The organism is Alteromonas sp. ABH4_454 (assembly GCF_056311775.1).
Genome location: NZ_CM149972.1, coordinates 4039573 through 4050799, shown reverse-complemented (window position 1 = coordinate 4050799; position 11227 = coordinate 4039573). Strand labels below are relative to the sequence as shown.

7 protein-coding genes are annotated in these 11227 nt (G+C 43.7%); 4 read left to right on the top strand and 3 right to left on the bottom strand.

Annotation, left to right across the window (positions count from 1 at the left end; translation table 11 throughout):
• Window positions 1-30 precede the first annotated feature (30 nt).
• The 4 genes from ACYX4W_RS17700 to gcvP all read left to right on the top strand — a co-directional run bounded on the left by ACYX4W_RS17700 (window position 31) and on the right by gcvP (window position 6982).
• Window positions 31-2253: an alpha-N-acetylglucosaminidase gene (locus ACYX4W_RS17700; protein ID WP_476074064.1), complete on the top strand. Its 2223-nt coding sequence runs from the start codon at window positions 31-33 to the stop codon at window positions 2251-2253.
• Window positions 2254-2455: 202 nt separating this feature from the next.
• On the top strand, window positions 2456-3535 hold the full coding sequence (gene gcvT / locus ACYX4W_RS17695; protein WP_476074063.1) for a glycine cleavage system aminomethyltransferase GcvT: 1080 nt from the start codon (window positions 2456-2458) through the stop codon (window positions 3533-3535).
• A 26-nt stretch (window positions 3536-3561) separates the two neighbouring features.
• Window positions 3562-3951, top strand: a complete 390-nt coding sequence (gene gcvH / locus ACYX4W_RS17690; protein ID WP_014950360.1) for a glycine cleavage system protein GcvH — start codon at window positions 3562-3564, stop codon at window positions 3949-3951.
• 121 nt (window positions 3952-4072) lie between these two features.
• The gene (gene gcvP, locus ACYX4W_RS17685; RefSeq protein WP_476074062.1) at window positions 4073-6982 is read left to right on the top strand and encodes an aminomethyl-transferring glycine dehydrogenase; all 2910 of its coding nucleotides are present in this window, start codon (window positions 4073-4075) and stop codon (window positions 6980-6982) included.
• Between the two features lie 362 nt (window positions 6983-7344).
• Here gcvP and ACYX4W_RS17680 read toward each other — a convergent pair whose 3' ends face one another.
• The 3 genes from ACYX4W_RS17680 to ACYX4W_RS17670 all read right to left on the bottom strand — a co-directional run bounded on the left by ACYX4W_RS17680 (window position 7345) and on the right by ACYX4W_RS17670 (window position 11215).
• Window positions 7345-8382: a DEAD/DEAH box helicase gene (locus tag ACYX4W_RS17680; RefSeq protein WP_476074061.1), complete on the bottom strand. Its 1038-nt coding sequence runs from the start codon at window positions 8380-8382 to the stop codon at window positions 7345-7347.
• Window positions 8367-9932, bottom strand: a complete 1566-nt coding sequence (locus ACYX4W_RS17675; protein ID WP_476074060.1) for an ATP-dependent nuclease — start codon at window positions 9930-9932, stop codon at window positions 8367-8369. The genes ACYX4W_RS17680 and ACYX4W_RS17675 overlap by 16 nt, the downstream gene beginning before the upstream one ends.
• A gap of 518 nt (window positions 9933-10450) precedes the next feature.
• Entirely contained in the window at window positions 10451-11215 is a 765-nt protein-coding gene (locus ACYX4W_RS17670; protein ID WP_476074059.1) for a cyclodeaminase/cyclohydrolase family protein, read from the bottom strand.
• Window positions 11216-11227 lie beyond the last annotated feature (12 nt).

Below are 11227 nucleotides of genomic sequence, written 5' to 3'. Positions count from 1 at the left end.
TTTTTTACGATTTTATCAGGATATTAAGCAATGAAGAAAACGTGGTCACTCTCGATAAGCGCATTGTGCCTATGCTTGTCTGCTGTATTAGCTGGCTGCGAACAGCAGCAAGAAGTCTCAGAAGTTGCATCTAAACCGTTAGACCCTCAGGTGAGCGCTGTTCTAGAGCGAGTTACACAGGGACAAGTAAAAAATATATCAACGATTAAAGTAACTGATAAAGAGCCTGAGTGGTTTGAAGTAAATGTAATTAATGGGCAAGCGGAAGTGCTGGCAAATAGTCGTACCGCACTAGCGTATGGCGCTTATCAATACTTACGAGAACAGGGCGCTTTGTCAGTAAGTTGGGAAGGAAAGCGCGTTGCGTTCCCTGATGTCTTTGAAGACTTTGATGGGGCAAAAACAACAACCCCATTCGAACAACGTACTTATCTAAATGTTTGTGCTTACGGTTATACAACACCGTGGTGGGACTGGGAGCGTTGGGAGAAAGAAATAGACTGGATGGCGCTTCACGGAGTAAACAATCCTGTAGCAATGGAAGGGCAAGAATTTGTATGGCAAGCATTATGGAAGGATTTCGACGTTACCGATAAAGAACTAGCCGATTACTTTTCTGGCCCAGCATTCACGCCATGGCAACGCATGGGGAATATCGAAGGGCACGAGGGGCCTCTCCCGCAAAGTTGGATAAACAAAAAACATCAATTGCAAAAACAAATCCTCAAGCGCATGAAAGCGTTGGGTATGCAGCCCGTTGTACCTGCGTTTAGTGGCTACGTACCTAAAGCGTTTGTTGAGCGTTTTCCCGACGCCAAGGTTTATGAAATGCCACGCTGGACTGGATTTGAAAATGCTACCTATTGGTTAGACCCTGCTGACCCCCTCTTTAAAACAGTGGCTAAGCGATTTATTGAGCTTTATACCGAAATTTATGGTGTACAGGACTATTACCTATCAGACGCATTTAATGAAATGCTACCGCCGGTTTCTGAAGAGAACCGACACGCTGAGCTCGCATCTTATGGAAAACGCATTTATGAATCTATTGCTCAGGTTGCACCTGATGCTGTGTGGGTAATGCAAGGATGGATGTTTGGCGCAGACGAAGAATTCTGGGACCTCGCATCTATCGAAGCGTTCTTAAAAGATGTTCCTGATCAAAAAGCAATGATCCACGATATCGGAAACGATAGATATCATGTGTGGCAGCGAACAGAAGGCTTTAAAGGCAAGCCGTGGGTATTCGGCTTCATTCATAACTATGGTGGTTCAGACCCTGTATATGCTGACTTTGCAGACTATGTTGAGCAACTTGACGTGGTTACAAGCTCGAATAAAAAGGGTGCGCTGACCGGGTTTGGTGTATTTCCCGAAGGGCTCCATAACAATTCTGTGGCCTATGAGTTTCTGTTCGATTTGCCTTGGAACGCCAAGCCCGATATGAAAGAGTGGCTAGCAAATTATACTAAAGCGCGCTATGGAAAGACTTCACCCGAACTTATCGCAGCATGGGAAAAGGTGATAAAAGGAGTGTTCTCTGTAAGCTATTGGAAAAGCCGCTGGTGGGAAGGCTCAGCTGGCGCGTACTTGCTGTTTAAGCGCCCAACAATCGACATTGTAAACTTTGATGGGCACCCGGGTAATTTAATGGCTTTAGACGATGGTATCTCACAGCTAATTGAGCTGGCACCGTCGATGGAGAATGCGTACCTATATCAGTACGATATTGTCGATTTTGTGAAGCATTCAGTGTCTTTGCATGTTGACCTTATGCTGCAAGAGGTGGTTAACGCGTATTCATCAAAAGACTTCGAACGTGGCGACGAACTTATGGCCTCAATTGACGTTGCCATCACTAAGCTAGACAACTTGCTAGGGTTTCATCAAGAAAGCCTGCACACGTGGTTAAGTGACGCGGCTGCTTATGGTGAAACTGTGAAAGAGTCGGCATATTATGTTAACAACGCGCGTTTACAAATCACGCAATGGGGCGGACCAAAGCTGAAAGATTATGCATCTAAAGCGTGGCAGGGTATGTACAAAGACTATTATTTGCCTCGCTGGAAAATGTACTTGTCTGCGTATCGCATCGCACAGGAAGCTCAAACTCCGTTTGACGATGCTGCGCTGCAGGAAGCGCTGATAAACTGGGAGCGTGATTGGATAAAGCAAACGGAAATTCCAACGCAATATACCCCAGAAACACCAATCGAAGATGCGCAAGCGCTTATGGATACGATCTCGCTATAATAAAAATTGTTGTTTCCGCACTTATCAGAAGCCCCGTTACCGACTTGTGTACGGGGCTTTTTACATTTGTATATCTAATCCAGTTGCTCGAATACATTTGCTTTTTAAATGTATTGATAAAAATTTCCAATTTGTTGCATAAACGTTAGCTCACTATACTCAATTTCGTTTTCTACCTTTCAAATTAAAAAGAGTAAGTGGAATGTCTAGTACCACCGCCCTACACGCAAAGCACCTAGAAGCCGGTGCGAAAATGGTCGATTTCTTCGGCTGGGATATGCCAATTAACTATGGTTCACAAATTGAAGAGCATCACGCTGTGCGTCAAGACGCCGGTATGTTTGATGTGTCTCACATGACCATTGTTGACGTAAAAGGCGCACAAGCCAAAGCGTATCTTCAGTACCTTTTAGCCAACGACGTGGCAAAACTAAAAGACAAAGGCAAAGCGCTTTACAGTGGCATGCTTAACGAAGAAGGCGGTGTTGTAGACGACCTTATCGTTTATCACTTCGACGAAACTAACTATCGCCTAGTGGTTAACTCAGCAACGCGCGAAAAAGACATGAACTGGTTAATGAGCAAAGCAGAAGGCTTTGACGTAACCATCACCGAGCGCCCTGAATTTGCCATGATTGCCGTACAAGGCCCTAACGCAAAAGAAAAAGCCGCTAACCTGTTCAGCGCAGCGCAAAAAGAAGCGGTAGCGGGCATGAAGCCATTCTTTGGTGTACAAGCAGAAGATTTATTTATCGCTACCACAGGTTACACCGGTGAAGCAGGCTATGAAATTATGGTGCCAGCTGAGCAAGCACAAAGCTTCTGGCAAGCACTGCTCGACGCGGGCGTTAAGCCATGCGGCCTGGGTGCTCGCGACACCCTTCGTCTAGAAGCAGGCATGAACTTGTACGGCCAAGATATGGATGAAACCGTATCACCACTAGCCGCCAACATGGGCTGGACAATTACATGGGAACCGGCTGATCGCGATTTCGTAGGGCGTAAAGCACTAGAAGCGCAGCGCGAAGCGGGTACCGACAAGCTAGTAGGCTTGGTAATGACTGAAAAAGGCGTGCTGCGTCACGGTCTTAAAGTGAAAACAGAAAGCGGCGAAGGCGTTATCACTTCAGGTACGTTCTCTCCAACTCTAGGTCACTCAATTGCGATGGCACGAGTACCAAGTGATGTTGGTGAAACAGTAGAAGTGGAAATGCGCAAAAAGTGGGTTACAGTAAAAGTGGTTAAGCCCTCCTTTGTTCGCAATGGAAAAAGTGTTTTATAAGTTAACAGAGAATAACAGGAACGATTATGAGCAACATCCCAACTGATTTACGCTATGCCGCTACGCACGAATGGGTTCGCCCTGAAGGTGACGGTGTTTTCACTGTAGGTATTTCTGAGCACGCACAAGGCTTACTTGGCGACATGGTTTTCGTTGATTTGCCAGATGTTGGCGACGCAGTAAGCACGGGCGACGACGTATGTGTTGCTGAATCGGTAAAAGCAGCGTCTGACGTTTACGCGCCAATTTCAGGTGAAATTGTAGCGATTAACGAAGACCTAGAAGATTCACCAGAACTAGTTAACTCTGACCCTTACGGCGATGGTTGGCTATTCAAAATTAAGGCTGACGATGCGGCAGAAGTAGAAGGTCTACTAGACGCTGAAGGCTACGAAAACAGCATCGACGAAGAGTAATTCGTTACGCAGTTTTAAAAGAACCATAATTTGAAAAGGGGCATGAAGATAATTCAGCCCCTTTTTAACTTAAAGATTTAACGCGCCCTTGCGGCAACCATTACGAGTGCTTAACAACGTTATGTCGAATACTTCCCCTACATTGGCTCAACTAGAGCAAAAAGATACATTTATCCGCCGTCACATTGGCCCGGGTAAAGGCGAAATTGAAGAAATGCTGTCTGCTATTGGTGCAAGCTCACTAGACGATTTAATTGAGCAAACTGTACCAGCAGGTATTGCGCTACCAGAGCCACTAAAATGTGGTGAAGGGGCGACAGAAGTTGAAGCATTAAGTGAACTTAAAGCCGTTGCACAAAAGAACAAAATTAACCGTTCTTTCATTGGTATGGGTTACTACGATACTCACGTACCAAACGTTATTCTTCGCAACGTGCTAGAAAACCCAGGTTGGTACACAGCGTACACGCCTTACCAGCCAGAAATTGCCCAAGGTCGTTTGGAAGCTATTCTTAACTTCCAACAAGTGACCATTGACCTAACAGGCTTAGAGCTAGCATCCGCGTCATTACTTGATGAAGGTACAGCGGCAGCAGAAGCCATGGGCCTTGCTAAGCGTGTGTCTAAGAACAAAAAAGCGAATGCGTTCTTTATTGCTAACGACGTTCACCCGCAAACGGTTGACGTGGTTGAAACCCGCGCTGAAATGTTTGGTTTTGAAATCATCAAAGGTGCGGCAGAAGAAGCAGCTGAACACGACGTATTCGGTGCGCTACTTCAATATCCAACCTCTACCGGTGAAGTAAAAGACATCAGCGACATCATTGCTGCAGTACAAGCGAAAAAAGGTATTGTGGCAGTAGCCGCTGACCTAATGAGCTTAGTAATGCTTAAGTCGCCTGGCGAGCTAGGTGCAGACGTGGCACTGGGTAGTGCACAGCGCTTTGGTGTACCTATGGGCTACGGTGGCCCACACGCGGCATTCTTTGCTACACGCGACAGCTACAAGCGTTCGCTACCTGGCCGTATTATTGGTGTAAGTAAAGACACTCGTGGTCGCCCAGCACTTCGTATGGCGCTACAAACCCGTGAACAGCACATTCGCCGCGAAAAAGCGAACTCGAATATTTGTACAGCGCAGGTGCTGCTAGCCAACATGGCAAGCTTCTACGCGGTATACCACGGCCCTCAAGGCCTTAAAACTATTGCTGAGCGCATTCACCGCTTCGCCGACATTCTTGCTACTGGTTTAAACCAGAAAGGTAAAGAAAAAGGTGTAGCTCTTAAGCACAGCACGTACTTCGACACGCTAACCGTAATGGTAAGCAACAAAGAAGACGTACTAGAGAAAGCCTATGCAAACGGCATGAACCTGCGCGCAGACCTTGAAGGTGCGGTAGGTGTGTCGCTAGACGAAACCACTACACGTGAAGACATTGTTGCGCTATTCGACGTGCTGCTTGGTGAAGAGAACGGCCTTACTGTTGAAGGACTAGACGCAGAAGTCACCACGCAAGACGTAAAATCTATTCCTGAAGGTTTAGTACGTACTAGCGACTTCCTAACGCACGAAGTGTTTAACAAGTATCACTCTGAAACAGAGATGCTTCGTTACATCAAGAGCCTTGAAAGCAAAGACTTGGCGCTTAACCACTCAATGATTTCATTGGGCTCGTGCACCATGAAGCTAAACGCAACGGCTGAAATGATCCCAGTAACATGGGCTGAATTCGGTCAGCTACACCCGTTTGCACCACTAGATCAAGCTGCTGGCTATCAAGAAATGATTGCCGAGCTTAGCGAGTGGCTAATTAACGTAACAGGTTACGACGCGCTTTCAATGCAGCCTAACTCAGGTGCACAAGGTGAATACGCGGGCCTATTGGCAATTCAGCGTTACCACGAAAGCCGTGGCGAAGGTCACAGAAACGTGTGCCTAATTCCAAGCTCTGCCCACGGTACTAACCCTGCGTCTGCGCAAATGGTTAGCCTTAAAGTGGTAGTAGTAGCGTGTGATAGCAAAGGTAACGTAGACCTTAACGACCTTCGCAAGAAAGCGGAAGAAGTGGGTGACAACCTATCGTGCGCCATGATCACGTACCCGTCAACTCACGGTGTATATGAAGAAACCGTGCGCGAGATTTGTGACATTGTTCACCAATACGGCGGTCAGGTTTACATGGACGGCGCGAACATGAACGCGCAGGTGGGCATTACGTCACCTGGCTTCATTGGTTCAGACGTGTCGCACCTCAACCTACACAAAACCTTCTGTATTCCACACGGTGGCGGTGGCCCAGGCATGGGACCAATTGGTGTTAAGTCGCACCTTGCGCCTTTCCTACCAAACCATACGGTTATTAACGTAGAAACAGCTGGCAAAGACTGTGGTGCGGTATCAGCAGCGCCATGGGGCAGTGCATCTATTTTGCCTATTAGCTACATGTACATCAAAATGATGGGTAGCGCAGGCCTTCGCCGTGCAACCGAAGTCGCTATTCTTAACGCTAACTATGTGGCTAAGAAGCTAGAAGGGCACTTTCCAGTGCTTTACAAAGGCAACAATGGCCGCGTAGCCCACGAGTGTATTATTGACCTTCGCCCGCTTAAAGAAGCAAGCGGTGTAACCGAGCTAGACATTGCGAAGCGCTTAAACGACTACGGTTTCCACGCACCAACCATGAGCTTCCCAGTAGCGGGTACGCTTATGATTGAGCCAACCGAGTCGGAAGCGAAGTACGAACTAGACCGTTTCATTAACGCGATGGTTAGCATTCGCCAAGAAATTGCGAAGGTAGAGAGCGGCGAGTGGGATGCCACTGACAACCCGCTACACAATGCACCACACACACTAGCTGACATCTGTGACAGCGACTGGAACCGGAGCTACGACCGCATGCTAGCGGCCTACCCAGCACCAGAAGTACACAGAAACAAGTTCTGGCCAACGGTTAACCGTATTGATGACGTTTATGGCGACCGTAACTTGATCTGTTCTTGCCCTAGCATTGAGAGCTATGTTGAGGAGTAGGTTGGTTGAGTACGACAATTAAAGTTGGAAACTCTTAAAATAAAATGCGAGCTTTACAAAGCTCGCATTTTTTTGACGCCAGTTTTAATTTACTCAAGGGTTATAACAATTTATCTTGAAAACTCGAGCCTTCTAGTTAGCGCATAACCACTTTGGTTGCTAATTGTTAATCCCGCCTAGAATTAGAGTTTTCTCGATATTCTCATTTAGGAGCAAGTGCTTATCTATTAAATGATGAGCCCCTGTTGAACGATAAGAATTCCAGCATGGTCTAAGATCGCCCGACATGAAAAAATGGTGTTTATTCCTTGGGCTGAAAATTTCGAAGGATTTTAAATTGCTAGCAATTTGAGACGTTAAATTTACTCTTTTTTATAACGGGCTACTTTCTTTTGCTCTACAAAGTACAAGCTTCCTTTAGCGCGGGTACACGCAACATAGAGTTTATTTTTCGTAGTAGCTGGTAAAGTATGTAACTCATTGTCATTTAAAGCTTTAAAACTCTTTGGATTCAGTATTACACATACATCGTCAAAGTCATCAAGCCCTTTGGTATTCCCCCAGTTTTCTGTATGCCCACAATACTGTTGGCTACTTTGGTAAAATAGTTTCACAATTTGATCATTAGAATAAATCAGGGCTATTTCATCTTCGTCATCAACGATCTTGACTTCAGCATTATCATTACGATGTGATTGAATATTAATCCTCAAGTTATCTTCAACAAAGGAGCAAATCGTAGGGCTGCACCTGTAGCTATTTGAAAGCGTGTCAGTATCGATAGAGTAACCTGCTTTTTGAAATTCTGAACAATACTTAGCGTAATTGGCATGTAGCGATTTTCTGATATTGCCGTCTCGACTTGTATCAAAAGTATGTTGATAGAAATCGCCAACTAAACGCATTTCAACGTTTGTCCTACTCAGTGAGCATAGTAAATTGAAGTCGTTCGCAGCAAAGTCTTGAACTTCGTCAATACAAACTAAATCAAAAAACCTTTCTATTCTCTCTCTAACATCTTGAATAGTTTTGGATTCGATCAATAGCTTTGCTATGCGGCCTGCGTACAAGCGTTCATTGCCGTCAATATAGTGAGCATGTTTATTTTTTGGGGTTCGCTGCGCCCGAATGGGTAGCGGTACATCAAAGTTGATACCTTTTGTTTTTAATTCAGGGCCCATAAGCGGCCTTATACAGAATGAATACAAAAAGGTAAAATATTTATAAATTCTAACTCCATGCGGGATATACCCAAATTTAGCAATTACCCTGTTCTGTAACTGCGCAGTATTATTTTCCGTATAAGTGATCAGTAAAACACGGCTATCTTCTTCTATGAGATCAATTATGCTCGTAGATTTTCCTGAGCCAGCAACGGCAAATATTACTCGTTTATCCATGCTATTGCCTCTTGTATATATGCTGGCGCTTCTAGGTCTTCTGCATGATTGTCTATTAGACGCAGAGCACTTTCAGCTTTGTTATCAAGCATGAATTCTAAGGGGGCTTTAGTTATGCCACCCCCAGAAAATAAATCATCACAAGTCGCCTGATTATCTTGGTACAAACATATTTCAAAGGTGTACCGAGTATTATCTTTATCAGCAAACACTTGGATATTGTCTGCAACATGGTTTGCATAATTATCTAAACATTTAGCTTGGTAATCCTCATCATTATCTCTGATTACTGCTGTTCGAATTTCTAATGTTTTAGCCAATTCCATATAACGTTTAAAGCTCGTACCACCGACTGAGATAATATGCACGCCGTCTTTTTCAAGCGTACTGCCTGTGCTTTGGGAATATAAGGCATTCATTAGAATGAATTCAGCATCCCCCTCAACTAAAAGCACTTTGTTCGACAACACGAATTCCAGAATATTGTTATCTGGTGCTTTCATGAAAAATTTTGCTGTCGCTCGTGGCAATTTAGAAAGTGATAATGGTTTGGCACTCGAACTATTTAGTAATGTAGAGTTACGTAGGTCTAGGCGGGTACTTATCAGGCTATTATGAGTGGCAATAATGATTTGGTTATCATGAGACTCTGAGATGTTTGATATAAGCTTTTTCATATTTGTATGGCTTAGGTGGTTCTCAGGCTCTTCTAGAAGTATTACGTCAATATTCTGCCCGTTAGCACTTCTGTACAGAGCAAATTGAGTTTTTATAAAGCACTGTTGCCCTTTCCCTCTTTCATCAATTGGTATGTCTTCTTGTGTTAGCGTTAAATCTGTTTCAAGGTTGAATTTAGCGCCAGAGCGAATAGCAAAGTCATACTCTCCTAGTGTGTCATTAATATTGACCAGGCTATTTGTTTGAAAATCTACTTTTTGCTGACGGTAAGCATTTTTTAATTGAATTCTAGTCGGGTGGTCTGCTACCGAGTCATAAACAGTCTTAATATATTCTTTGTTGGCGTATTCGCTATTTATTTGAGAGCTATCGATGGTTAGGCTCTTGAGAAAACGTCTGTAACCAGAGTATGCTTCACCACTGAAAGTTATAAATCGAACAATGTAATACTCAAACGGAAAATTATCGTTGCTTTCAGCAAGGATTTGATTGATCTCTGTAGCAAGCTCTATATTGGGTTCACAGATCATCTGAAGCCCAGAAGTATTATCCTTATCTGAGTTATTTCGACCTACTAAGTCAGGGTTGCCTTCATCGCTTAAATACAGTTCAGCTTTAAGGATAGGTAGCTTATCGATTTTCTTGTCTCCTGCTAGGAATTCAGCAACACAAGATTTGTTAAGTAGCGATTCCATACCAGCAGACTCAACTCTATGGCGACTGCCATGTGCGACCAATTCTATCGCTTGAATTATGGAGCTTTTACCAGCTTCATTGTCTCCAATGATGGTGTTGATTTCTTCATTGAACCCAATTTCTAATTCTGGAAATTTTTTGAAGTTAAATAGTTTTAGTTTACTTATATTTGGCATGACTACTCCCTGTTGAACGCACTCCATTATCGATCTATTCTGATTTTATATTCTCTTAATATCAAGTGCTTAACTTATTTTTGATATTTATCTGAACCCACTCTTAACTTGCTGCATACCCCGGTAGAGTTCTTCGGTGTGAGGCCCCCTTTGCGGTGCGTGGTAACGGGAGTGTGTTGTTGCCAAGCGAGGTTATATCAGTCATTCTGAAATGCTGCAAAGAAGGGCATTGAGTCGCTTTACTTCTATTAAACCCGAAAGCGTTCGCATAATTCTTCTATCGAGAGGTTCAACTGCATTTACAGTATGGATGTTTACAGCTTGTACGTCTCAAGAACATTGAACGAAGTACTTAAGTCTACTGAAAACTGGATGAGAGAAATACAACGAAGAATGCTCCCATAGTGCGCAGAACGATCTGGCACTATGTGAACATTTAGTCATACACGAATAAGCCGAAACTACAACCTATGAATGTATCTAAAAGCGGGAGGTTTACAACTTCAATAAAGAAATTGTTAAACCTCATCAATATTGAACTGCATAGTCTCTACCACCTCAGTGCTCAGTGCGCCCACTCTTGTAAAAGCCTCCAGTTGTTTTTTCTGAAGTCTATCGTACATTTCATCACAAGCTTTCTTTTTCTCTTTGGACCAGTTTCTTCTACTTAAAGAGACGAGGTTTAGATTTATTATGAATATAGAAGATGTAACACCCGCTATAGCAGCACTAATTGCCGCCCCCGAATCCCCCCTGACGGCTGAGTAAGCTTTGTCAAAGATAAAATTCCCATGGTCAATCAATTTAAAACATTGGTCTGATATTCGAAAAACAAAGTCGGTTACATGCTGTAGCTTATCAAGCGATTCTTTGTTGTATTTTGATTGTAACTCTTTGTCACCATTGGCTCCTGCTTGGATTCGCTTCTTTCTGAGTTCTACAACTTGCTCAAACTCTTTGGAGTCTTCTTCGAAAAGGTACTTTAATTCAGGCTCAATGTTGTTTTTGATATCATCTATTATGAATTGAAACTGATTTTCGAAAGGAATGAATTTTAATTGGCTAGACTTAATCGACCCATCATCGATTCTCCGTTTTTCTTGTGTGGCCTTTTTTATACTGAGACTACAAACCGTAATTATTAGTTTTCCTGCCAATATTCCCATAAGAGCAGCTGCGCTCCCTGAACCTGGTGCAGAGTTTCCCGCTCCAAAATCATCTAACAGACCATTGACTGACTTGTCTAAAAGACTGCTTGTTGTTACTAAATTTCTATCCATCATATTGTTACTGCA

Coding starts and splice junctions, on each gene's coding strand:
- ACYX4W_RS17700 (WP_476074064.1), top strand. CDS start 31: ATGAAGAAAACGTGGTCACTCTCGATAAGCGCATTGTGCCTATGCTTG.
- gcvT (WP_476074063.1), top strand. CDS start 2,456: ATGTCTAGTACCACCGCCCTACACGCAAAGCACCTAGAAGCCGGTGCG.
- gcvH (WP_014950360.1), top strand. CDS start 3,562: ATGAGCAACATCCCAACTGATTTACGCTATGCCGCTACGCACGAATGG.
- gcvP (WP_476074062.1), top strand. CDS start 4,073: ATGTCGAATACTTCCCCTACATTGGCTCAACTAGAGCAAAAAGATACA.
- ACYX4W_RS17680 (WP_476074061.1), bottom strand. CDS start 8,382: ATGGATAAACGAGTAATATTTGCCGTTGCTGGCTCAGGAAAATCTACG.
- ACYX4W_RS17675 (WP_476074060.1), bottom strand. CDS start 9,932: ATGCCAAATATAAGTAAACTAAAACTATTTAACTTCAAAAAATTTCCA.
- ACYX4W_RS17670 (WP_476074059.1), bottom strand. CDS start 11,215: ATGATGGATAGAAATTTAGTAACAACAAGCAGTCTTTTAGACAAGTCA.